The sequence below is a fragment of the Streptococcus sp. AS20 genome, assembly GCF_000524255.1.
Taxonomy (GTDB): Bacteria; Bacillota; Bacilli; order Lactobacillales; family Streptococcaceae; genus Streptococcus; species Streptococcus constellatus.
Map to the genome: position 1 here is coordinate 133726 of NZ_JANS01000012.1, position 24849 is coordinate 158574.

General features: G+C 34.9%; 24 protein-coding genes. All 24 read left to right on the plus strand.

The window, feature by feature from the left end:
• The first annotated feature begins 272 nt into the window (after positions 1–272).
• Positions 273–1019 carry an MSCRAMM family protein gene (locus HMPREF1514_RS07410; RefSeq protein ID WP_037598414.1) on the plus strand — a complete coding sequence of 249 codons (747 nt, stop codon included), beginning with the start codon at positions 273–275 and terminating at the stop codon, positions 1017–1019.
• A 98-nt stretch (positions 1020–1117) separates the two neighbouring features.
• Positions 1118–1558: a Spy0128 family protein gene (locus tag HMPREF1514_RS07415; RefSeq protein ID WP_037598417.1), complete on the plus strand. Its 441-nt coding sequence runs from the start codon at positions 1118–1120 to the stop codon at positions 1556–1558.
• Between the two features lie 161 nt (positions 1559–1719).
• Positions 1720–3252 carry a cardiolipin synthase gene (gene cls / locus HMPREF1514_RS07420; RefSeq protein WP_037598420.1) on the plus strand — a complete coding sequence of 511 codons (1533 nt, stop codon included), beginning with the start codon at positions 1720–1722 and terminating at the stop codon, positions 3250–3252.
• Between the two features lie 67 nt (positions 3253–3319).
• Positions 3320–3451, plus strand: a complete 132-nt coding sequence (locus HMPREF1514_RS09775) for a hypothetical protein (protein WP_003071451.1) — start codon at positions 3320–3322, stop codon at positions 3449–3451.
• Between the two features lie 54 nt (positions 3452–3505).
• Positions 3506–5038: a heme transporter CcmD gene (locus HMPREF1514_RS07425; RefSeq protein WP_037598423.1), complete on the plus strand. Its 1533-nt coding sequence runs from the start codon at positions 3506–3508 to the stop codon at positions 5036–5038.
• Between the two features lie 107 nt (positions 5039–5145).
• Positions 5146–7356: an anaerobic ribonucleoside-triphosphate reductase gene (nrdD, locus tag HMPREF1514_RS07430; RefSeq protein WP_037598425.1), complete on the plus strand. Its 2211-nt coding sequence runs from the start codon at positions 5146–5148 to the stop codon at positions 7354–7356.
• Between the two features lie 8 nt (positions 7357–7364).
• The gene (locus HMPREF1514_RS09505) at positions 7365–7505 is read left to right on the plus strand and encodes a hypothetical protein (RefSeq protein ID WP_006270489.1); all 141 of its coding nucleotides are present in this window, start codon (positions 7365–7367) and stop codon (positions 7503–7505) included.
• Between the two features lie 59 nt (positions 7506–7564).
• Complete coding sequence (locus HMPREF1514_RS07435; RefSeq protein WP_037598427.1) at positions 7565–8062, plus strand: GNAT family N-acetyltransferase; 498 nt, start codon at positions 7565–7567, stop codon at positions 8060–8062.
• Between the two features lie 4 nt (positions 8063–8066).
• Positions 8067–8672, plus strand: coding sequence for an anaerobic ribonucleoside-triphosphate reductase activating protein (gene nrdG / locus HMPREF1514_RS07440; RefSeq protein WP_003038320.1), 606 nt, complete (start codon positions 8067–8069; stop codon positions 8670–8672).
• A gap of 184 nt (positions 8673–8856) precedes the next feature.
• Complete coding sequence (cpsA, locus tag HMPREF1514_RS07445; protein WP_037598429.1) at positions 8857–10308, plus strand: LCP family glycopolymer transferase CpsA; 1452 nt, start codon at positions 8857–8859, stop codon at positions 10306–10308.
• Between the two features lie 2 nt (positions 10309–10310).
• Positions 10311–11045, plus strand: coding sequence for a capsular polysaccharide biosynthesis protein Cps4B (cps4B, locus tag HMPREF1514_RS07450; RefSeq protein ID WP_003071431.1), 735 nt, complete (start codon positions 10311–10313; stop codon positions 11043–11045).
• An 8-nt stretch (positions 11046–11053) separates the two neighbouring features.
• The gene (locus HMPREF1514_RS07455) at positions 11054–11752 is read left to right on the plus strand and encodes a Wzz/FepE/Etk N-terminal domain-containing protein (RefSeq protein ID WP_003071428.1); all 699 of its coding nucleotides are present in this window, start codon (positions 11054–11056) and stop codon (positions 11750–11752) included.
• A 9-nt stretch (positions 11753–11761) separates the two neighbouring features.
• Complete coding sequence (locus HMPREF1514_RS07460; protein WP_037598432.1) at positions 11762–12454, plus strand: tyrosine-protein kinase; 693 nt, start codon at positions 11762–11764, stop codon at positions 12452–12454.
• Between the two features lie 24 nt (positions 12455–12478).
• Positions 12479–13852 (plus strand): sugar transferase, encoded by a 1374-nt coding sequence (locus HMPREF1514_RS07465; RefSeq protein WP_037598434.1) that lies wholly within the window; start codon positions 12479–12481, stop codon positions 13850–13852.
• Between the two features lie 36 nt (positions 13853–13888).
• On the plus strand, positions 13889–15067 hold the full coding sequence (gene cps2T / locus HMPREF1514_RS07470) for a beta 1-4 rhamnosyltransferase Cps2T (RefSeq protein ID WP_037598437.1): 1179 nt from the start codon (positions 13889–13891) through the stop codon (positions 15065–15067).
• A 1-nt stretch (position 15068) separates the two neighbouring features.
• Positions 15069–16187: a glycosyltransferase gene (locus HMPREF1514_RS07475; RefSeq protein ID WP_037598439.1), complete on the plus strand. Its 1119-nt coding sequence runs from the start codon at positions 15069–15071 to the stop codon at positions 16185–16187.
• Between the two features lie 135 nt (positions 16188–16322).
• Positions 16323–17000 (plus strand): acyltransferase, encoded by a 678-nt coding sequence (locus HMPREF1514_RS07480; RefSeq protein ID WP_037598440.1) that lies wholly within the window; start codon positions 16323–16325, stop codon positions 16998–17000.
• 18 nt (positions 17001–17018) lie between these two features.
• Positions 17019–18014: a Stealth CR1 domain-containing protein gene (locus tag HMPREF1514_RS07485; protein ID WP_049492305.1), complete on the plus strand. Its 996-nt coding sequence runs from the start codon at positions 17019–17021 to the stop codon at positions 18012–18014.
• A gap of 64 nt (positions 18015–18078) precedes the next feature.
• Positions 18079–19176: a non-hydrolyzing UDP-N-acetylglucosamine 2-epimerase gene (wecB, locus tag HMPREF1514_RS07490; RefSeq protein WP_037598444.1), complete on the plus strand. Its 1098-nt coding sequence runs from the start codon at positions 18079–18081 to the stop codon at positions 19174–19176.
• Positions 19177–19208: 32 nt separating this feature from the next.
• Entirely contained in the window at positions 19209–20345 is a 1137-nt protein-coding gene (locus HMPREF1514_RS09070) for a glycosyltransferase (protein WP_156921877.1), read from the plus strand.
• 10 nt (positions 20346–20355) lie between these two features.
• On the plus strand, positions 20356–21660 hold the full coding sequence (locus tag HMPREF1514_RS07500) for a hypothetical protein (RefSeq protein ID WP_037598445.1): 1305 nt from the start codon (positions 20356–20358) through the stop codon (positions 21658–21660).
• Positions 21644–23116 carry a flippase gene (locus HMPREF1514_RS07505; RefSeq protein WP_003071404.1) on the plus strand — a complete coding sequence of 491 codons (1473 nt, stop codon included), beginning with the start codon at positions 21644–21646 and terminating at the stop codon, positions 23114–23116. Before HMPREF1514_RS07500 ends, HMPREF1514_RS07505 begins: the two co-directional genes overlap by 17 nt.
• Positions 23117–23122: 6 nt before the next feature.
• Positions 23123–23962 carry a glycosyltransferase gene (locus tag HMPREF1514_RS07510; RefSeq protein ID WP_080749318.1) on the plus strand — a complete coding sequence of 280 codons (840 nt, stop codon included), beginning with the start codon at positions 23123–23125 and terminating at the stop codon, positions 23960–23962.
• A 19-nt stretch (positions 23963–23981) separates the two neighbouring features.
• On the plus strand, positions 23982–24815 hold the full coding sequence (locus tag HMPREF1514_RS07515) for a LicD family protein (protein ID WP_003071398.1): 834 nt from the start codon (positions 23982–23984) through the stop codon (positions 24813–24815).
• Positions 24816–24849 lie beyond the last annotated feature (34 nt).

The following is a 24849-nucleotide window of genomic DNA, read 5'->3' on the forward strand; positions in this document are numbered from 1 at the left end:
GACTCTTAATAGAAAAACTAAATAGTAGCTTGCAAATGTAGGAGGTTGAAGATATTTCATCAGTTTTTATAACCACTGCTTTAAATTGTGTTTGTTTTACCCACCGCTCCAAATGGTTTATAAATTGTTCGCTTCGTGGATTTTATCTGCGCTCGCTAGTGATTCTCTATACTGGAGTTATGTGAGAATGAAAAAAGTTTAGTATTTCAGAAAAAATTTAGAAATAAGAAGATGAGGGAAGAGAATTTGACTAACTTTTTGAAGTGTAATAGGTGATAAAAACGAACAGCGAGAGAGAATTTTTTCAACTTACGGTAAATCGAAATACAGTACCAGTAGGAAAGGTGGATTTTGAAGGGGGAAGACAAGTTAAAAAGACAGATCTTACAAAATCAGGTAGCTATAAAACAGATAAGATTATCAGTTATCACATTTCTATTAATCAGTCTGGTAAAGAGATTTCTGATGCCAAAGTAACAGACATTCTGAGTACTCCTAAAATTTCTTATATTAAGAACAGTTTCAAAATTGAAAAAGGTAAGTGGGTGATTGTAAATAATCGTTGGGTATTGAAGAATAAAATAAATGTCACGGAACAATTTACAATCAATTTCATATCTGACTCACAATTTTCGGTTGATTTAGGTCATATCAAAGCAGGAGAAGGTTATCGTATTAACTATAAAGCTAAAGCAAACTATAATTTACAGAATGGAGAAATTGTTGAAAATATTGTTTCACTTTGGTCAAGTAAAATAAAAATCATAAATTCCATAGTGAAGACTACTTACAGAGAAGCAGGCGGAAATGCAGAAGGTTATGTTTACTCAATCACGCTGCATAAAAAGGATGAAGTTTCTGGCATGCCTTTAACGGGAGCTATCTTTAGGGTTATACGAGATCGCAACGGTACTACAGTTGGGGAATTTATCACAGATAGTGCAGGGGAAGTAACAAGTCTGAATCTATTAAAAGATACTTATAAAATTAAAGAAATAAAAGCTCCGGCTGGATATTAGCCATTTAAACGAAAGTTTAAGATTACTCCGGATAAGTTTAATAATGAGAAGACTTATGATTTGGAAGTTCTCAATAAACGAGGATTGGTTGAGGTCAATTGAGAGTTAAGAAATTATTAATTGGACGTGATTTAAAGGCAGGTGAATTTGAGTTTGAACTCAAAGGTACAGAGGATAATGTCCACCAAGTCAAGAAAAATGCTGTTAATGGTGAGGTGATTTTCGATACTATTGAGTACGCGAAAGTGGGAACATATCATTATATGATTACTGAAAAAGATACGAAACTTCAAGGTATAATCTATGATAAAAAAGTGATCAAAGTAACAGTGACTGTTACAGACAATAGTTCGCGTATACTAGAAACTAAAGGTCGATATGATCAGGATGTTAAAGCTTTTGAAAATAGCTATACCCTACCAGCAACACCGCCGAAGAAAGGTTTGCCTAAAACAGGAACAGCTGTTCATTACTTAGCAATCTTTATGGATATGATATTGTTAGTGGGTGCAGTTTACTTCATCAAGAAAAAAATATAAGTCTAGAGGTGGAAACCTAATGAGAAATGGAGAGTCTAATTAGGTTCCCTTTTTTATTGAAAGTTTTAAAAATGATTTGAAAATCAAGCAAGACTTGACTTTGGCTTGATTTATTAGGTAATCCCCGTTATACTAGTACTAAATACTGATAGGGAGAGAATATGAGTTTTAGGAAATTTCAGCTATTGATGTCAAAATATGGTTTTAGCATCATTACTATGGTGTTAGAACTGGTGCTTGTTTTTTGGTTTTTCTTTTGGCTCGGTCGATGGACGCCTACTTTATGGATTGCTTTTGTGATTTTGTTCAGTGTGGCAACGATTTTGGCGATTGTCAATCGTTCAATGACCCCAGAAAGTAAAGTAACCTGGCTTTTAGTGGCTTTTATTCCAGTCTTTGGACCGTTGCTTTATCTGATGTTTGGCGAGCGTCGTTTGTCTAGAAGTGAATTGAAACAGTTGAAGAATATGGATCAAATGAAATTTCGTGAGGATAATAGTTATGAGTTGCGTTTAGAGTTGAAAAATACAGATAAGTCAGCTTATGGGATTATCAAATCACTTCTTAGCATGGATCATAATGCGGATGTATATGACGGTACGGAATCACAATTTTTCCCTTTAGGCGAAGAAATGTTTCAAAAAATGCTGGAAGATTTGCGTAAGGCAGAAAAATTTATCTTTTTGGAATATTATATTGTGGAAGAAGGTCTCATGTGGAATAGTATTTTGGATATTCTGCGTGAGAAAGTAACTCAAGGTGTTGAAGTGAAGATGCTCTATGATGATATTGGCTGTATGGCGACTCTTCCTGGCGACTACACCAGTCGATTACAAGCTATGGGGATTGATGCCCATAAATTTAACAAAGTGATTCCGCGAATGACAGTAGCTTATAATAATCGAGATCATCGTAAAATTCTTGTTATTGATGGGCAGATTGGCTATACTGGAGGGGTCAATTTAGCAGATGAATACATTAATCACATTGAGCGATTTGGTCACTGGAAAGACGGTGGGATTCGTTTAAATGGTCGTGCAGTAAAGGCCTTGACACGTCTTTTTCTTATGAACTGGTATATCAACCGTGGAACCATTAGCGATTTTGATCAATATCATTTGGACAACAAAGCAATAGATGCATCAGGACTTTATATTCCGTATGGAAGCGGACCTAAGCCTATGTACAAAGCTCAAGTGGGTAAAAATGTCTACCAAAATATTATCAGTCAAGCGACAGATTATGTGTATATTGCTACACCGTACTTAATTATTGATTATGACTTGACAGAAGACATTAAAAATGCAGCTATGCGTGGGGTAGATGTGCGGATTGTGACCCCTTCCATTCCAGATAAAAAGCTGATTCAACTCATTACGCGAGGCGCTTATCCAGACTTGATAGCAGCTGGGGTGCAGATTTACGAATATACCCCAGGTTTTATTCACAGTAAGCATGTGGTGGCAGATGATGATTTTGGTGTGGTTGGAACAATCAACTTTGATTATCGAAGTCTGGTTCACCACTATGAAAATGCTATTTTGATGTATAAAACGCCTTCTATGTTTGACTTAAAACAAGATTTTGAAAACCTTTTTGAGAATTCTCAAGAAATTCATGAGGATACTATTAAAAATACCTGGTATCAACGTTTAATCAAAGAGATTGTCGAATTGTTTGCGCCGATGCTATAAAAATTTCTCTTGTATGAGAGGAATTTTTTCTTTTTTACGAATAATTTAGTAAAAAGAAGGCGAAATAATGATACATCTAACACAAGAAGAACAAGAATTTTTACAAAAGTATACAAACAGAAGTCATCACCGTTTTCGAGATTTGGAATATTATGCCTTGCTTTTGCAAAAGATGAAGATTGTGTCAGAATCAAGCTGACAGATAGAGGAGATTTTGGTATACTAAATAAGACTGATATCAAGGAGAATCTTTATGCACGACACAATGCTTGAACAAGAGCCAATAGTAGAGAGTATTCACGAAGAAAGTGAACAGAAAAATTTTTTTGTAGAACCTACACCGACGCCGTTTGTCGTTTTATTTTTGTGGAGCTTATTATTGAGTGTTTTAAGTGTTGCCAATCCGTTTTTGACCAACTTTGCTACTAATCTGCAATCTCAAAATTTATATGCTGGATGGGCAATGGCGCAGGGGCAGGTTATTTATGGAAATATTTATGGAACGAGTGGTTTGCTTTATTATCTAACTAATTGGGTGGGTAGTCTTTTCATGGGCAATATTTTATTTGCAGTAGTGCAGTGCTTTGCCCTATTTGTTGCAGGAATTTTTCTTTTTAAAATTGTTTACCAATTAACAACTGTAAGGAATACCTCTGTAAAGATTCTTTCTTTATTTTATGGATTAACCTTAGCTTTGGGCTGGGGCGGTTTATATTCTAGTATTTTTGCTTTTCCTTTTGTATTTGGTGCACTGTACTTTCTGATGCGCTATGTTGCAGGAGAAGCTAGTGACAGAGGTTTTATTGGTTTTGGTGCGCTCGGTACATTGATGTTTATGACAGATCCGATGACAAGTCTCGTGTTTTATTTAGTGGCTTTCCTTGTTTTGTCAGCTTATAATATTAGTGTAAAGAAAAAAGTACATGGCCTTTATCAATTTTTAGCAGCACTTGTAGGCTTTTCGTTTCTATTTTATCCTTTAGGCTATTATACGGTTTTAAATGGTAGCTTTGGTCTTGCGATTAGTCAGATTCTTTATCCGTTGGAAAGCTTACGCTTTGCAGGGCAGCACTTGTTGTATAATGGTTTACTTTATGGTGGGTTAATCATTGGAATTGGTTTAGTGTTTTCTTGGGTGAGAAGTTTTTCATTGCCAGCAAATTCTTTGGAACGTTTCCTGCAGCTATTTAGTTTTTTCGCGTCCTTAATTTTAGTTTTATTTGTTTTCTTTTTGCCAGATCAAGGCGCTTATCAGCTGTTGCCTGTTTTGCCATTCTTCCTGATTTTGCTCAGTATGTGGTTAGGAAAAAGTAAACTTAAAAGAGGTGGACGTCATAGCCGTGTACAAAAATCTACATCTATTTTAGGAATGTATGTTGCAAAAAATGCTTTCTTGCCGCTTTTAGCAGTTACTTACTTAATTGGTTCTCCGCTTGTTAATCACTATATTTTATCTTCAGGTGAAGCAAGTGAACGTGTTTCTGCGGCAAATTATATCAAAGATAAAGCGAAGAAGACTGATAAAATCTATGCTTGGGATAAAACAGCAGCGCTTTATCAGGCGAGTAGACACTTATCTGCAGTACCAATTTTAACACCTAGCTTGTACCAAGGAACCGATGAAAATAAAATGGCGCTAGCTAGGAGTCTGAAAGAAAATGCACCAACCTATATTTTAGTGAATAATCAAGTGCCTGTTCTTCAAGATGTGCAAAAACAAATTCAGAAAAATTATGAGAAAACTGACCTGGAACTTCATCATTTCAAGCTTTATAAATTAAAATGATTTAATCAATATCTTGTGTTTAAAATAAAATTTTAAGTTTTTTACCACAAGATATTGATTTTTTTTATGAGAGTGATATAATATGATTTATATGAATGGAGGAGCTCATGATAGCATTAAAAGAAGAAACAGTACAAGGTTTTGCTGATATTTATGTTGAAAAACGTGACGGTCGTCGTGTGGCTTTTGACGCAGATAAGATTTATAAAGCGCTTGTCAAAGCTAGTCAAGAAGTAACGACGATGACGCCGTTGTTAGAAGCAAAACTTGAAGGGATTACCAATAAAATTGTAGCAGAGGTGATTGAACGCTTCCCTGCTGGTGTTAAAATTTATGAAATTCAAAATATCGTTGAGCATGAATTGTTGCAAGCCAATGAATATGCTATTGCGGAAAGTTATATTACTTACCGTACCCAACGCGATTTTGCGCGTTCAAAAGCAACAGATATCAACTTCACAATCGGCAAATTGCTGAATAAAGATCAAGCGGTTGTCAATGAAAATGCCAACAAGGACAGCGATGTTTTCAATACTCAACGTGATTTGACAGCGGGGATTGTTGGAAAATCAATTGGTTTGCAAATGCTGCCGCCGCATGTAGCAAATGCCCATCAAAAAGGGGATATTCATTATCATGATTTGGACTATAGCCCATATACGCCGATGACAAACTGCTGCTTGATTGATTTCAAAGGTATGCTGGGAAATGGTTTCAAGATTGGAAATGCAGAGGTGGAAAGTCCAAAGTCGATTCAAACTGCGACTGCGCAAATTTCTCAAATCATTGCCAATGTCGCCTCCAGTCAGTATGGTGGTTGTTCAGCTGATCGAATTGATGAAGTTTTAGCGCCTTATGCTGAAAAGAATTACGAAAAGCATTTGAAGGATGCGCGTGAATGGGTCGTTCCTGAAAAACAGGAAGAGTTTGCTTGGGAAAAGACGAAAAAAGACATTTACGATGCCATGCAGTCTTTGGAATATGAAATCAATACCTTGTTTACGTCAAATGGACAAACCCCATTTACATCGCTTGGTTTTGGTCTTGGCACCAATCGTTTTGAGCGTGAAATTCAAAAAGCGATTCTTCAAATTCGCATTAAAGGTCTGGGGTCTGAACATCGGACAGCTATTTTTCCTAAATTGATTTTCACGTTGAAGCGCGGATTGAACTTAGAACCGGATAGCCCAAACTATGATATTAAACAACTGGCTTTGGAATGCGCTACGAAACGGATGTACCCAGATGTCTTGTCTTACGACAAAATTGTGGAATTAACAGGTTCTTTTAAAGTTCCAATGGGCTGCCGTTCTTTCTTACAAGGCTGGAAAGATGAAAACGGTCAAGAAGTCAATTCTGGTCGGATGAATCTTGGCGTTGTGACGGTCAACCTTCCACGAATTGCTCTTGAATCTGAAGGCAACATGGAGAAATTCTGGGAAATTTTTAATGAGCGGATGAATATTGCTGAAGATGCGCTCGTCTACCGTGTCGAACGCACCAAAGAAGCGACTCCAGCTAATGCTCCTATTCTTTATCAATATGGTGCTTTTGGAAAACGTCTAGGTAAATATGATAAGGTGGATCAACTCTTTAAGCATCGTAGAGCCACGGTTTCTCTTGGCTATATTGGTCTATATGAAGTGGCTACAGTCTTTTATGGTGGTGAATGGGAGCACAATCCAGAAGCTAAGAAATTCACAGTCGATATCGTTCGTGAAATGAAGCGCCGTGTAGAAGAATGGTCTGACCAATATGACTACCACTTCTCTGTTTATTCTACACCGTCTGAAAGTCTGACAGACCGCTTTTGTCGTCTGGATACAGAAAAATTTGGTCTTGTAAAAGATATTACAGATAAGGAATACTATACGAATAGTTTCCACTATGATGTCCGTAAAAATCCGACACCGTTTGAAAAATTAGATTTTGAAAAAGATTATCCAGCAGCTGGGGCTTCAGGAGGCTTTATTCACTACTGTGAATATCCTGTTCTACAACAAAATCCGAAAGCACTCGAATCAGTCTGGGACTATGCTTACGATCGTGTGGGCTATCTTGGAACCAATACTCCGATTGACCATTGTTACAAGTGTGATTTTGAAGGGGACTTCACGCCAACCGAACGTGGATTTACTTGTCCAAACTGTGGCAATAGCGATCCTAAGACAGTTGATGTTGTGAAGCGAACTTGTGGTTATCTTGGAAATCCTCAAGCTCGTCCGATGGTAAATGGACGTCACAAGGAGATTTCGGCCCGTGTTAAACACATGAATGGTTCAACAATCAAGTTCGAAGGACATCATGTAGAAAAGTAGGAACTTTCATGGGAAAATATCAATTAGACGATAAAGGGAAAGCACAAGTCACACGCTATCATGAAAAACACTCGAAAGGTGGAATCAACAAGAAAGCTCGTGTTACAAGTTTGCGAGAACAATTTTTGCAAAAAGCAAAGAAAAAATAAGGGAAAGAGTGAGGTCTGCATGAAGCTAGTCTCACTCTCTTTCTATCAAGGTGTGAAATATGAAATTAAGACGACCAAGATTGGAAGATAAGGACGCAGTCATGGCTCTCATAATGGAATTTGAAAGTTTAAATGCCGCACACGATGGTGGTTTTTGGAACGAGGAGGATTTTGATTATGAAGATTGGATTGCTGGGAACCGAGATGCAGAAATGGGTCTCAATATTCCTGATACCTGGGTGCCAGCTATACAACTTGTCGGATTTGATGAAGGACAAGCAGTTGGTTTTTTAAATTTGCGCCTGCGCCTAAATGAATACTTACTCGAACACGGCGGTCATATAGGCTATAGTGTTCGTCCATCTATGCAAGGGAGAGGCTATGCCACTTCGATGCTGAAAGAAGGACTTCTTGTTGCTGCTTCAAAGAATATTCACCAAGTGCTGGTGACTTGTGCGGTAGATAATCCAGCTAGTCGAGCAGTGATTTTGGCCAATGGCGGAATATTGGAAGATGTACGAGCCGGGAAAGAGCGCTATTGGATAGATTTGGAGTAGAAAAATGACATGGAATACACCGAAGCCAGGTGAGTGGAAAAGTGAAGAGTTAAGCAAGGGGCGTATTATTGACTATAAAGCCTTTAATTTTGTGGATGGTGAAGGGGTGCGTAATTCCCTCTATGTCAGCGGCTGCATGTTTCATTGTGAGGGCTGCTACAATGTAGCGACCTGGTCGTTCAATGCCGGGATTCCTTATACGCAAGAGCTGGAAGAGCAAATCATGAAAGATTTGGCTGAGCCCTATGTTCAAGGACTGACCTTGCTAGGAGGAGAGCCTTTTCTGAATACTGGGATTCTCTTGCCCTTAGTCAAGCGTATTCGACGAGAGTTGCCTGACAAAGATATTTGGTCTTGGACGGGCTATACATGGGAAGAAATGATGCTGGAAACACCAGATAAACTTGAACTTCTTAGTCTCATTGATATTCTGGTAGATGGTCGTTTTGATAAGGCAAAACGAAATCTCATGTTACAATTTCGAGGTTCCTCTAATCAGCGTATTATTGATGTACAAAAGTCTCTCAAAGCTGGAAAAGTGATTATTTGGGATAGATTGAATGATGGCACAGAAAGTTTTGAGCAGGTTAATCGAGATAAAACAGAATAAATTTGAACCAAGGTAGGAATTGATTGTTCCTACTTTTTTGTTATTTAAAATGTAATGGCGAAAGATTGCATTGAAAACGCATTTATAATTTAAAGTTTTTGTAATTCTTAAAGAATGTTTAACTTTCAGTTATTTTATGCTATAATGGAGTAATAAAATGGATAATTCTACGTAGGGGTTTAAAATGGTCCAAAAAAGATTGCGCTCTTCTAAGAAGAGAGGTTATCGAATCTTAAATATTGCTTTGCTAATCGTTTTTGCATTGCTAACAGCATTATTGGTTTTTTCAATGTTTCGGTATAACATTCTAGCATTTCGGTACTTGAATGTTTTACTATCAATCTTGCTAGTAGCCGTAGCACTAGTGACTGGCTTTTTAATTTTTAAAAATAAAGCGCGTGTCACAACGACTATTATTCTCATTTTGGCTATTTTAGTTAGTTCAGGTGCGATGTATGCCATTAAAGAAGTGCTGGATTTGTCTAATGGTCTAAATGCAACATCCAACTATTCTGAATATGAAATGAGTGTGGTGGTACCGGCAAATAGCGACATTAAAGATATTAGCCAAGTAAAAAATGTTCTTGCTCCGACAGCAAATGATGAAAAAAATATCAAGGCATTAACAAACAACTTAGCAAAAACTAAAAAAGTCAATCTAACGGTTGATCAATCTTCTTCTTATCTGGCAGCTTATAATTCTTTGAGGAATGGTGAAGCGAAGGCTATGGTGCTAAATAGTGTTTTTGAAAGTGTTATCGAAAACGAACATCCAGATTATGCTTCAAAAATTAAGAAAATCTATACTTATAAGATTAGTAAGAAAATAGAAAATGCGCAATCACCAGCTACCAACAACGATGTCTTTAACATTTATGTTAGTGGTATTGACACTTATGGTCCCGTTTCGTCTGTATCTCGTTCGGATGTGAATATCATCATGACAGTGAATCGCAAAACAAAAAAAGTGTTATTAACAACAACACCGCGTGATGCTTACGTACCGATTGCTGATGGTGGCAACAATCAAAATGATAAATTGACGCATGCTGGCATTTATGGTGTGGAAGCGTCCATTCATACATTGGAAAATCTCTATGGCATTAAAACCAACTATTACATCCGACTCAATTTCACTTCTTTCCTCAAATTAGTGGACTTGTTAGGTGGTATTGACGTTTATAATGACCAAGAATTTACAAGTTTGCACGGGAATTATCATTTTGGTGTAGGAGATGTTCATCTAAATTCTGAGCAGGCTCTAGGCTTTGTGCGAGAACGGTATTCATTGAGTGGCGGAGATAACGACCGTGGTAAAAATCAAGAAAAAGTAATTGCGGCAATTATTAAAAAGTTGACTTCAACACATGCTTTGAAGAATTACAATGAGATTATTTCAGGTTTACAAAATTCAGTTCAAACCAATATGAGTCTTGAAACGATGATGAATCTCATTAATACACAACTAGAATCTGGCGGTAGTTATACTGTGACTTCTCAAGCTGTTACAGGTGAGGGACGGACAGACCTTCCGTCTTATGCTATGCCAGATGCGAATCTTTACATGATGGAATTAAATCAAGATAGCTTGAATGCAGCCAAAGTGGCAATTCAGAAAGTGATGGAAGGTAAATAAGATTGATTGATATTCATTCGCATATTGTGTTTGATGTAGATGACGGTCCCAAGACACGTCAGGATACGCGAGAGCTTTTGACGGAAAGTTATCGCCAAGGAGTTCGAACGATTATTTCAACTTCTCATCGTAGAAAGGGAATGTTTGAAACTCCTGAAGAAAAAATCGCGGCAAATTTTCATGAGGTTCAGCAAATCGCTAAAGAAGTGGCGGACGACCTCACCATTCTTTATGGTGCCGAAATTTACTATACTAGCGATATTTTAGAAAAATTGGATAAAAAAATTATTCCAACTTTGGGTGGAACGAGTTATGCTCTGATTGAGTTTAGTATGACAACTCCGTACAGAGAAATCCACAGTGCTTTAAATAATGTTCTGCGTTTAGGGATTACACCAGTTGTAGCCCATATTGAGCGTTATCATTGCTTGGAAAACGATGTGAAAAAAGTGCAAGACTTGATCAACATGGGATGTTATATGCAAATCAATAGCTCCAGTGTCCTAAAGCCGAAGTTATTTAGTGGCGATAAGTATAAATTCATGAAGAAACGGGCGCAGTTCTTTATGGAGCAGGATTTAGTGCACTTTGTGGCGAGTGATATGCACAATTTAGGTCCACGACCTCCTTATATGCAGGAAGCCTACCAAATTATCTCTAAAAAGTATGGCAAAGCATATGCTGATGCACTATTTCGCGAAAATCAAGAAATATTATTAAAAGACGAATTAATTTAGGAGAAGAAATGAAAAATCAAGATAATCAGACGGTGGAAATTGATGTTCTATCATTAGTTAAAAGTCTATGGAGACGAAAATTTCTCATCGTTGTGACAGCTTTTGTGATGGCTATCATTACTTTAGGATATAATACCTTTATTATAAAGCCTAATTATACAAGTTCTACAAGGATCTATGTAGTAAATCGACAGCCTAGTGATAATTCCACATTGACAAACCAAGATTTGCAGGCTGGATCGTACTTGGTTAAAGACTATAAGGAAATCATTTTATCGCAGGATGTATTAGCCAAAGTAATCTCTGACTTAAAATTAAATATGCAGCCAAGTGCACTAGCTAAGAAGATTACAGTCACTGTTCCGACCGATACACGTATTGTCTCAATAGCCGTTTCAGATGGTGATGCAAAGGAAGCTGCGCGTGTTGCTAATAGCCTTCGCCAAGTAGCAGCTGAAAAGATTATAGCTGTTACAAAAGTAGCAGACGTGACGACATTAGAAGAAGCAGAAGTACCAAACTCTCCTTCTTCACCGAATATCAAACGCAATACCTTAATTGGTTTCTTAACTGGAGGAGCCTTGATTTCAATGGTTATTATTATCGTTGAAGTGTTGGATGATCGAGTGAAAAAGCCAGAAGATGTGGAAGAAGCGTTAGGAATTACTCTTCTTGGAGTTGTGCCGAATATGGATAAACTAAAATAGGAGGAAATGATGCCAAGATTAGAATTAGCTAAAAATAAAGAGAAAGCTCTCAAAAAGTCAGAAGAATATTACAACGCTTTAAGAACCAACATTCAGCTTAGTGGAGAAAATATTAAAGTTATTGCTGTTACTTCTGTACAGTCTGGTGAAGGGAAGTCAACAACTTCTACTAATCTAGCTATTGCTTTTGCACGATCAGGCTATAACACTTTGCTGATTGATGCAGATATTCGTAATTCAGTCATGTCGGGAGTTTTTAAAACACGTGACAAAATTACAGGTTTGACAGATTATTTAGCTGGTGCAGCTGATTTATCAAACGGTTTATGTGATACAAATGTTGAAAATTTATTTGTGATTGAAGCAGGGCAGATTTCGCCCAACCCAACTGCACTTCTTCAAAGTAAGAACTTTGGGATGATGATTGATATTTTACGAAATCATTATGATTATATTATCATCGATACTCCTCCTATTGGAATTGTGATTGATGCAGCCATCATTGCTCAAAAATGTGATGCTAGTGCGTTAGTGGTTGAATCAGGAAATGTAAAACGTAAAGCTTTACAAAAAGCTAAGGAGCAACTAGAGCAAACAGGCACTCCATTCTTGGGAGTTATTTTAAATAAGTATGATACACAGTTAGAAAAGTACGGTTCTTATGGTAATTATGGAGACTATGGGAACTATGGCAAGAAATAAAGTTCAGTAAATTTAGGAGTAGGGATGTTTGAAAATAGAAAAGAATTTCAAAAAATAGAGATTGTATTGACACAACTACTTTCTGTTGTCACTATTTCTACAATTATGAATTTAGTCTTGAATTCAAAACTAACAAGTAAAGACATCATCATACTAGTATTGCTGCATATCGTTGCTTTTTATATCAGTAATTATGGTTACCACTTTTTCAAACGCGGTTATTTGATTGAGTTTACAGAAACGATAAAATACAGTGCCTTATATACTGTTATGATTACTTTCTTTTCATTTATGTCAAAAGGTAGCTTTTTACTAACTCGGAAAGATCTTATTCTTTTTATTCTTTTAAATGCTGTTTGTATTTATTGTATCAATTTGTTGATTAAACAATATTATCTGCGAGTGCATCCGAGACTAAAAAGTAGTAAGAAAGTACTAGTCATTACTGTTTCAAGCCGCTTGGATAGAATTTTGCAGCAGCTAACGCAAACTTGCTCATTTAATGATTGCATCGCTGCTGTTTCTGTATTTGATAATTCCTATTATCAGCATCCCAACTTCGATGTTGTTCCGCGAGAACGTCTCATTGAATTTGCGACTCGTTCCGTTGTTGATGAAGTCTTTATTAGTTTGCCAAGTGATTACTATTCTATTGAGGATTTGGTTATTCAGTTTGAGAATATGGGAATCACAGTTAATGTGAATATTAACGCCTTAGATTTTCAAATTGGTGAGAAGAGGCTTCAAGAGATTGCTGGTTTTAGCGTAGTCACGTTCTCAACAAATTTCTACAATTATAGTCATATTGTTGCCAAACGAATTTTAGATATTATTGGCTCTTTCTTTGGACTTTTGCTTTGTGGTATTGCAGCGATTTTCTTAGTGCCAATGATTCGTAAAGATGGTGGACCAGCTATTTTTGTTCAGGAACGTGTTGGGAAAAACGGTCGGATCTTTAAATTTTACAAATTCCGCTCTATGTACATAGATGCCGAAGAACGTAAGAAAGAACTGATGGCACATAATACCATGAGTGGTGGGATGTTTAAAATAGATGATGATCCTCGGATTACTCCAATTGGGAAATTCATTCGAAAAACAAGTTTGGATGAATTACCACAATTTTATAATGTTCTTAAAGGAGATATGAGTCTTGTGGGAACGCGCCCACCAACCAAAGATGAATATGAGCACTATACTCCCGAACAAAAACGGCGTTTGAGTTTCAAACCAGGTATCACTGGTCTGTGGCAAATTAGTGGTCGCAGCAGTATTACTGATTTTGACGAAGTTGTCAAATTAGATGTCGCTTATATTGACGGTTGGACCATTTGGTCAGACATCAAAATCTTACTCAAAACAATTAAAGTTGTGCTAATGAAAGACGGAGCGAAGTAGTCTTACTTCCTCTTCTCTATTTTTGATGAAAGAAAAATGATAAAAACAGTTTATATTATCGGTTCTAAAGGAATTCCAGCTAAATATGGTGGATTTGAAACCTTTGTAGAGAAATTAACAGAATTTCAAAACAGTAAAAATATTCAATATTATGTTGCTTGCATGAGGGAAAATTCAGCAAAATCTGGCATTACAGAAGATTTTTTTGAGCATAATGGAGCAATTTGTTTCAATATTGATGTTCCAAACATTGGTCCAGCTCGCGCCATTTCCTATGATATTGCTGCTCTAAATAAGGCGATTGAAATAGCAAAAACAAACAGGGACGAAGCACCGATATTTTATATTTTAGCCTGCCGAATTGGTCCGTTTATTTCAAGTATAAAAAGAAAAATCAAAGCTCTTGGAGGAACTCTGATGGTTAATCCGGACGGGCACGAATGGCTACGAGCTAAGTGGAGCTTGCCTGTTCGTAAATATTGGAAATACTCTGAGCGATTGATGGTGAAACATGCAGATCTATTAATTTGTGATAGTAAAAATATTGAAAAATATATTCACAAAGACTATAATCGTTATCAACCCAAGACAACTTATATTGCGTATGGAACGGATATAACCAAATCGCAATTAACGTCTTTAGATGAAAAAGTTCGTTCTTGGTATGATAAAAAAAATGTTCGAGAGAATGAATATTATCTTGTAGTTGGACGTTTTGTCCCTGAAAATAATTACGAAGCCATGATTCGTGGTTTCATGAGGTCTCACTCCAAAAAAGATCTTGTTTTGATTACCAATGTTGAGCAGAATAAGTTTTATGAGAAGTTGCGTCAAGAGACGGGTTTTGATAAAGATTCGCGTATCAAGTTTGTCGGAACCGTTTATGATCAAGAATTACTCAAATATATTCGCGAACACGCCTTTGCTTATCTCCATGGTCATGAAGTAGGTGGCACTAATCCATCACTACTCGAAGCTCTTTCTTCCACTAAGTTGAATCTTTTGTTAGATGTCGGATTCAATCGTGAAGTAGGAGCAGATGGAGCGATTTATTGGGATAAAGAACAGTTGGCTCAGATTATTGAAGAAATAGAACTATTGGATGAAAAAGCTATTTCTGAATTGGATAAGAAATCTAGTGAGCGAATTGCTGCAGCTTTTACATGGCAGAAAATTGTGGCAGATTATGAGGAAGAGTTTAGAATAGAGGAATAGTTTGAAAGTTTTAATCCAGAGCAGAAAAAATTTCTTTACAATGCGTGGTGGAGATACAGTTCAGATCGAGAAGACCAAGGAACAGCTTGAAAAACTTGGAGTTGAAGTGGATATTAGTTTGGAATTAGAACCAGACCTATCCGCCTATGATTTAGTACACTTAACGAATGTCACTCGTATCCAGGAAACCTATGTTCAAATGCAAAATGCCAAAAAACAAGGTAAAAAAGTTGCTCTTTCAACTATTTTTTGGCCAATGGAAGACTTTGAAAAACAAGCACAGATTGGCGCTAGAAAGCTAATTAGTAATCTCCTATCCATTGATAACATTGAGAGAGTTAAAGCGCTTGCTCGTATGATTAAATCAAAAGAATCAAGGGGAAGAGTAACTAAAAATTTAGTTACTGTTGGATATACTAAAATGCAACGCTATGTTGTTGAGAACACTGATTTATTTTTGCCAAATTCTGAGATGGAGATACAGAAATTATTTGAAACATTTAAGATTCATTCAGATGCTTATGTTGTTGTTCCGAATGGTATAGATAAAGATAATGCCTTGAAATATCTGAATAATTCAGACGCTAATGAATTTTCAAAATTTAAAGATGCGGTCATTTCTGTGGGACGAATTGAACCACGTAAAAATCAATTGAATCTTCTTAAAGCTCTCCACGATTCAAATTATACAGTAATTCTGGTTGGAGCTGTATCAGATAACCATAAAAACTATTTTGCTGAGATACAAAAATATTTAGATTCAAATCCTAAAGTGCATTATTTTCCCCAAATTGACAATGATAAGCTTTATGAACTCTATAAAATATGTAAAGTTAATACCCTACCTAGTTGGCTTGATACACCGGGTTTAGTAAATCTTGAATCTGCAGCAATGGGATGCAATTTAGCTATTAGCAGTAGAGGAACAACAACAGAGTATTTTGGTGATGATGCTTTTTATTGTGAACCGGATGATCTCTATAGCATTCGTAGTGCTGTTGATAATGCTTTTTCCTCGCCTCGTAATAAAAAGTTACAAGAAAAAATTTTAAGCAAATATACTTGGGAGAATGCAGCTAAACAAACTTTGATTGGATATAAAAGATTATTAAGGAAGTAAACTCTGAAAATTCTCTATTTTAGAGTTTGTTTCGATGATATCTAGATTGTGTTTGTTAGAAAAAAATAAAAAAAGTTATTTTTATGGAGATGGTATTATCATACTAATTATAAGGTTTTTAAATGGTTAAAATATATGAGTGTAGATAAAATAATAAAAATTATAACAGGAAAAGAAGTAAAGGTTGATCAATCAATTCCATTATTATACATTATAAACAGAGGTATATACTATTTTTTAGGATTAATTCGTGGAAGCTTTAAAAGCTTTAATATAAATAAAAGATTATTTATTGGGAAAAAGACAACAATTCGATGTAAAAAGCAATTAATTTTAGGTCATAATGTCAATATTGGTGATTATGTAGCAATAGATGCTTTGTCAAGTAAAGGAGTCATATTAGGGGATAATGTAAAAATTGGGAATCACTCTATAATAGGAGCTTCAGGCTCTATATCAACCTTGGGAAAAGGAATGAAAATAGGGAAAAATTCTTCTTTTGGTGATTATACTCTTTTTGGAGCAGCAGGAGGATTGAGTATTGGTGAAAATGTAATATCGGGTCCTTTTGTGCGATTTCATGCAGAAAATCATAATTTTGATAGAACTGATATTTTTATTCGAGAACAAGGAATAAATTGGCAAGGTATAGAAATAGGGAATGATTGCTGGATTGGAGCAGGATCGGTTTTTTTAGATGGTTCAGCTGTAGGGGATGGTTGTGTAGTAGCAGCTAATTCAGTTGTGACTAAAAAGTTTCCGAATAATGTCGTGATTGCTGGTGTTCCTGCTAAAATTATTCGGAAACGGTAGTTATAAATGGAGAGAACAATGGAAAACATAGATTTTGTTGTTACTTGGGTTGACAATAATGATTCTAACTGGAGAAAAGTTAAGGACTACTATGCTGAGCAATGTGGAATGAATGCTGATATGAACTCTGACGCGCGTTACCGTGATTGGGAGCTAATGAAATATTGGTTTCGTGCTGTTGAAAAGCATGCTCCATGGGTAAATAAAGTCTATTTTATTACAGAAAGTCATGTTCCAAAATGGATTAATCTAGATTGTAAAAAATTAGTCCATGTCAAACATAGTGATTATATTAATTCAAAAAATTTACCTACATTTAATTCTAATGTAATAGAATTGAATGTTCATAATCTAGAAGAATTATCTGAGCATTTTGTTAGTTTCAATGATGATATGTTTTTAAATTCAAATGTCCTGCCTTCTGATTTTTTTGTTAACGGACAGCCTAAAGATAGTGGCATTTTTAGTCCAATTGTACCATATCCTAATACGATTGCTCCGATTGTATTAAATAATTTATTGATTATAAATAAATATTTTGATTCACGAACAGTTCTGAAAAAATATTATAAGAAATATTTCCGATTGTTTTATAGGAAACACTTGTTAAAAAATATATGTATATTACCATGGAAACCTATATTGGGTTTTTATGATCAACATATACCTATATCTTTTAAAAAGTCAATATTTAAAAAAGTCGCTGTCACAGAATCGGATACTTTTTTAAAAACATATAATCATCGATTTAGAAAAGAAGATGAGATTAATCACTGGCTGGTTCGTTATTGGCAATTATGTACGGGTCAATTTACTCCAAGGCCAACAAATTTTGGTGCATATTATAATCTGGCAGATGATAATAGAGAAATTTTAAAAGATATAAAGAATAGAAGCCATAAAGTGATTTGTATAAATGATGGAGCTCTAATCGCAGATTTCAAAAAAACAAAGGAAGAGCTAATTAAAGTTTTCGAAGAAAAATATCCAAATAAATCCATGTTTGAAAAGTAGAATTACTTTTACTTACAAGATTGTTCATATCAAAGGAAATGGCTTTTAAGGAAAGGATTAATCTATGAAAAAAGTAATGTTGGTATTTGGGACACGCCCTGAAGCTATCAAAATGTGTCCGTTGGTTAAAGAACTAAAGAAAAGTAATAAGATTGAAACGCTTGTTTGTGTGACTGGACAACACAGGGAAATGTTACAACAAGTGTTGGATGTTTTTGATATAGTTCCTGATTATGATTTGGACATCATGAAAGAGAGGCAAACACTTTTTAGTATAACAGTGGCTATCTTAGAAAAAATTAAACCTGTTTTAGAAATTGAAAAGCCGGATATTGTTTTAGTTCATGGTGATACGACAACAACATTTGCTACTTCATTAGCTGCCTTCTATTCAAATATTAAAGTTGGGCATGTGGAAGCTGGTTTGCGAACTTATAATCTTCAAAGTCCGTTTCCAGAAGAATTTAATAGACAGGCTGTTTCTATCGTTTCAGATTTTAATTTCGCTCCAACAGATCAAGCTAAGAAAAATCTGTTACAAGAAGGTAAGAAAGAATCAACAATTTTTGTTACTGGCAATACGGCTATTGATGCCTTACGTACAACCATTACTGAATCTTATACGAATCCAATTTTGGATTGGGTAAATGATAGCAAATTGATTCTTTTAACTGCTCATAGACGTGAAAACTTGGGCCAACCTATGGAAAATATGTTTAAGGCCGTTAAGCGTGTTTTAGCAGAACATACAGATGTGAAAGTTCTTTATCCAATCCATAAAAATCCTAAGGTTCGCGAAATTGCTCGCAAGGTTTTTGGTAATGAGAAACGTATTAAACTAATTGAACCTTTAGAAGTTATTGATTTTCATAATTTTATGAAGCAGTCTTATATGATTTTAACAGATTCTGGTGGGGTTCAAGAAGAAGCACCTTCTCTCGGTAAACCAGTTCTTGTTATGCGTGATACGACAGAGCGTCCCGAAGGTGTGGAGGCAGGGACTCTGAAACTTGTTGGGACAGAAGAAGAAACAATTTATAACGAGTTCACTAAACTATTGACAAATCAAGAACTTTACAATCAGATGAGCAAAGCTAGCAATCCTTATGGTGATGGTTTCGCTAGTGCAAAAATTGTTAAAATTTTGGAAGATTATTTATAAATTGACGTCATTGACATAGAATAGGTTGTTTAATGGGAAAATATAATAAAATTACAGTCGTACATATAGGAGATTTTTTGGGGTATCCGCCAGTCATTAGTCTTATTGAGAATCTTTTGCATCACCATGTAAAAGTTGATTTGATTAGTTCGACTGAGGCACACAGAATACCGGTAATCATGCAGAATAATAGTGATTTCAACTATATTTGCGTTCCTTATGATCTTGGGCCTGGATTGAAATCAAGAATTGTTCGAGTTTTTTTAAACCGAAAAACGATTAGAGAAACTGTTGCAGCATCAATGAAAACGTCAGATATTCTTTGGACAACTACTGATGTTGCTATTAAAGTATTAGGAGAACAATTGTTTGAGTATAAGCATGTGATGCAATTGATGGAACTAATTCAGAGATTTCCACATTTTACAAATATCAAAGCTCTCGATTTTCCAATTGATGAATTTGGAAGAAAAGCATATAAAGTCATTGTACCAGATTTAGATAGAGCTTACATCCAACAGGCTTGGTGGGATTTAAAAGAGGTTCCAACTGTTTTACCGAATAAACCTTATTCGATAAATCGTGGAGAAATATCTGAAACAACTCAAGTAGCGCTGGATAAAATCAAGACTGAAACAAGGAAAATTCTTCTCTATTCAGGAGTCATCACCCCTGAGAGAAATATAGGAGAATTTGCAGCAGCAATCCGAAATCGTAAGGATTATGTCTTATATGTAATTGGTAAAAGTCTCTCTGGTAAAACTTATTTAAATAAGTTGTTGGATGAAAATCCTAACATTGTTTATTTAGGTTATCATACTGCTCCGTCTCATTTAGAGTTTATCCAGTATGCTCATATTGGTTTAACACCATATGTTCCAACGCACTCGAATTTACATCCAATCATAAACGCACTCTATTGTGCACCAAATAAAATTTATGAATATAGTGCATTTGGAGTTCCGATGGTTGGGACAAATGTGTTGGGGTTACTGCGCCCATTTGAACAATACAATATTGGTAGGTGTACAAAAGATATGACGCCGGAATCTGTTTTAGAATGTGTTGAGTATATTGACGAACACCATGATGAAATGAGTAAAAATTGCTTGAAGTTCTTTGAGAAAGATAATCTGGATAAAATTGTTCAAGATATTATAGAGGGGTAGGGATTTATCAATGGTCAAACTATCATCTTTATATAAGGCAATTGTTGTAATCTTTGTAGCCTTTATGGTAGGAGTCCCTCTGCTTTTTCCTATTGAGATAATTGGGAGCTCTGCTCAAAGAATCATTATCATACTAGTTTCGATTTTACTTTGCATTCCTATACTATCGGATAAAAATACTGAATTGAAAAGAGAATTCAAGTTTTTAAATCAATATTTTTTCCTCTATATTTTAGTAATTGTTATTATGGTGTACTTTTCCCGCATGACTTATGGTTATTCGTGGGATCAACTGGTTAAAGGTATTTTACTAGAGTACTTGTTGCCTATAGCAGCTTTTCCAATTATATTTATTTTCCATACTGATAATTCAATAAAGGGATTCTTATCACTTGTTTCAAAGATCGTTTTGTTTATGTTGTTCATAAGAATGTTTAGTTGGGTGATGTATAACTTTAGAGGACAGATTTATTTTTCAAGACTGTTATTCCAGTATGACGAATGGATTAGAGATGGTTTTCAGAGAATAGAATCCGGTATGCTTTATGGGATAACTCTAGTCTTTGTTGCAGTTCAATCTTTAAATAACAGAATGAAGGGATTGATTTATAAATGCCTCTTAGCTTTCATGATTTTATTTCTACTAGTTGTTACGCGTGTTCGCTTTCAGACTTTTATTTCTGTTTTAACAGTCGGTGCGATATACAGTTTTTATAAAACTAAGACAAAAGGCAGTTTTTTGTTAAAAACACTCTTGTTTATATGCCTGTTTGGAATGTTGATATTTAATTCTCAATTATTAGAAGCCTTTGTAGATAAAATCTCAACTAGTGGTCAATATGGAGCATCAACAGCGGTTAGATTTCAAGGAGCGGATCATTATTTATCCGTTATGGCTCAAAAAAATGCCTATTTTGGTTTAGGATTTTTACTTAAAGGAAACTATGCGGTAAACACTTTGATGGCTAGAAATCAGTGGAGTATTTATTATCTTGATGACTTAGGTATGCTAGGAACCTTTGTGCAGATTGGGCTATTTACTATAGTGACACATATTTTTCTATTTATAAAGGCTGTTCAAGTTACAATAAAGTGTTTCAAACAAGAAAATAAAGACTATCTGTTATATTCTCTTGGTTTAACAATCTACTTAATTGGCTCATGTTTGTTGTTGAATATTTTTGATAAGCAAAGAATTTTTGATGTACCGGTTTATTTAGCGATTTATAGTTTTTTAGATGCTAGAGTTTCAGGTATATTTTCTAATAAAAAACACAAAGTTGGAATGAAAGGACCTTATGGGGGAGAAGTTTAAAGTAAAGTCGGTAAGACATAATTTCTTAATGAATATCATTCTCAAAATGTCGGGAGTCATTTTTCCTTTAATTACGTTTCCGTATGTTTCTAGAGTATTGCTTAGTGCTGCAAATGGGAAAATTGCTTTTGCAAGTTCAGTCGTAGGATATTTTTCATTAGTTGCTTCAATGGGAATTCCGTCTTATGGTATTCGCAAATGTGCTGAGGTTAGGGATGATAGAGCAAGATTGTCAAAGGTGGTCACAGAATTATTGATTATCAATTCAATCTGTACTTTGTTGTCTTATTTAGTGTTTATTGCTTTAGTGATAACTATTCCACGTTTCTCAAGTGAAACATTGTTGTTTTCTATTACATCGTTAACAATTCTGTTTAATATGCTAGGGGTGGAATGGTTTTATCAAGCAATTGAGCAGTATCAGTACATTACAATCAGAAATATTTCATTTAAAATCATTTCGATTATTTTAATGTTTGTGTTTGTTCATAAGCCATCTGATTATATTTTATATGCAGGAATAAATGTTTTTGCTTCAGTTGGTTCAAATATTCTAAATGCATTGAAATTATCAAAGTATGTTGATTTGGGCTTTAAAAGAAATCAAAAGTATGAGTTATTCATTCATTTAGCGCCGATTGTAACACTCTTTTTATACAATGCGACGACTGTTATTTTTACTAGCCTTGATCAGGTTATGCTAGGCTTCATTAAGGCGAATGAAAGTGTTGGTTATTATGCGGCAGCTATTAAAATACAGAATATTTTAGTCAGTTTAATTACTGCCTTAGGTGCTGTCATGTTGCCTAAAATTTCATATGCTTTGAAGAATGAGGGACGTGAGCATTTTGAGAATATGATTAGAAAATCTTTTGAATTTATTATCATTTCTGCAATACCAATGTGTTTTTTAGTTATCATTCTGTCGAAAGAAATCATTTTAGTGTTAGCAGGAAAAGATTATTTTCCTGCGATACCAATGTTACAGTTTTTAATGCCATCATTAATTTTTATAGGACTAAGCAGTGTAACGGCGTGGCAATTATTGATCCCTCTTGGGAAAGAGAAATACACTGTTATTGGTGCGCTTGCGGGGGTTATTGTTAATTTAGGATTAAATTCTTTAATGATTCCTGCTTGGGGAGGAGTTGGTGCGGCCATTGCCTCGACATTAGCAGAATTGGCTGTTTTATCTGTTCATTTAAAAGCATTAAAAGAGATTGTCAGTCGAACTTTTGAGAAGAGAGAATTACTCATTGCAATATTATCTACCTTTATCACGTCAGGAGTAGTGTTAGTGGTAAAGTATAATATTTTAGTCAAGGCAGCTTTCTTTGCGTGTGTAGTGTATGGCAGCGTGTTTGTGGGAGTGTATGGAGTGTCACTTCTTTTATTCAAAGAAAAGTTGGCAAATGAAACATTAGAGCGTTTAAAAGCGATGGTTATAAGAAGGTGAGAATAGATGATAGACACTTGTTCATGTATGATTTTAAATTACAATGATGCAAAGATTGTGAAAAAATTAGTAACAGAGATCGAAAATTATCCTGTATTTAATCATATTGTTGTAGTGGATAATTGCTCGACAGACGATTCTTATGCGGATTTACAGTCTTTAGTTTCTGAAAAAGTTACAGTCATAAAAACTGATAAAAATGGTGGCTATGGTTATGGAAATAATTTTGGAACGAGATATATCAAAGAACATTTTAATTCTAAATATGTTCTTTTATCTAATCCAGATGTTGTATTTTCTAATGATCTTATTCAAAGATTTGTTCGGACGATGGAGCAACAACCTCAGTTAGCTTTGATTTCTGCCATTCAACACGATATTAACAATCAGCCAATTCACGATTTGTCTTGGAAAGTTCCAACTTCATTTGAATATGCCATTTTAAATTCAGGTAAGCTTGCTCGTTTTTTTCCAACAAATGATGTATTGGATTTTAGTAAATCTGAGCAGTATGTTGATTGTGTTCCAGGTGCTTTGTTACTTTATGATACAGATAAATTTCTAGAAGTAGATGGTTATGATGAGGAAATGTTTTTGTTTGGAGAAGAAACTACTCTTGGATTTAAATTTAAAGAAAAAGGGTACAAATCATTGTTAATTCTGGATGATTACTATAGGCATGAGCATTCTGTTAGTATCAATAAATCGATTAGTCAAAAAAGTAAGCAACTTGAGATTTTATATCATAGTAGATTATTGTTTATGAAAAAGTATTTAAAGTCAAGTAGCTTAATGCTGGCTCTTGCACGATTTTTTCAAAAGAGAACTTTAAGAAAATTACATTAAAATAAAAGTAGGAAGACAAATGCAGGAACAATTTACATTAACTAAGGTTCAAGAATTAGAATTTGGTATCTTACAGTTTATTAAAAAAGTGTGTGATGAGAATCAAATTCGTTATTATCTAGCGTATGGTACATTAATTGGTGCAGTACGACACAAGGGATTTATTCCTTGGGATGATGACATTGATATTATGATGCCTAGGAAAGATTATAAAAAATTATTAGCAATTTTAAATGAACAACAACACCCCTATTATAAACTCATATCTGCTGATACAGATAAACGGTTTCAAGTGCCACTTCCTAAGATTGTTGATACACGGACACTTCTCGTTCAAGATTATGATATTATTGAACCAGTTCCGTTAGGTGTTTATGTTGATATCTTTTTGATGGATGGTGCTGGAGATGATTATCATATTGCAGTGCAACATTATGATGAAGCCTTTAAGCTTTATAGATATTGGAAAAAATCTCGCTTGAAATTAGCCCCCTCTTCGATGTCTAAACTAAAGGGATTGTTAAGATGGTTGAAAAATCTTCCTTTTAAAATGAGGGGGAGTAGGCATTATATTCAAAAATTGACAGAGCATAATAGTCAATATGATTTTGACAAAAGTCTTTATATTGCTACTTATGAAACTGGAACTTCTGATGCTAAAAAATGTATTTTTCGATATGATAAATTTGGTGTAGGTCACTTTCTTGAATTTAATGGTGAACTATTTCAAGTTCCTCAAGATTATGATAATATCTTAAAATCAGAATATGGAAATTATATGATATTGCCTCCTAAAGAAAAACAAGTCTCTCATCATTCTTATAATTTACAGTGGAATTTAAAGAAGATGTGATAGTTAATTTTTACTTATTCACATTTATATATTA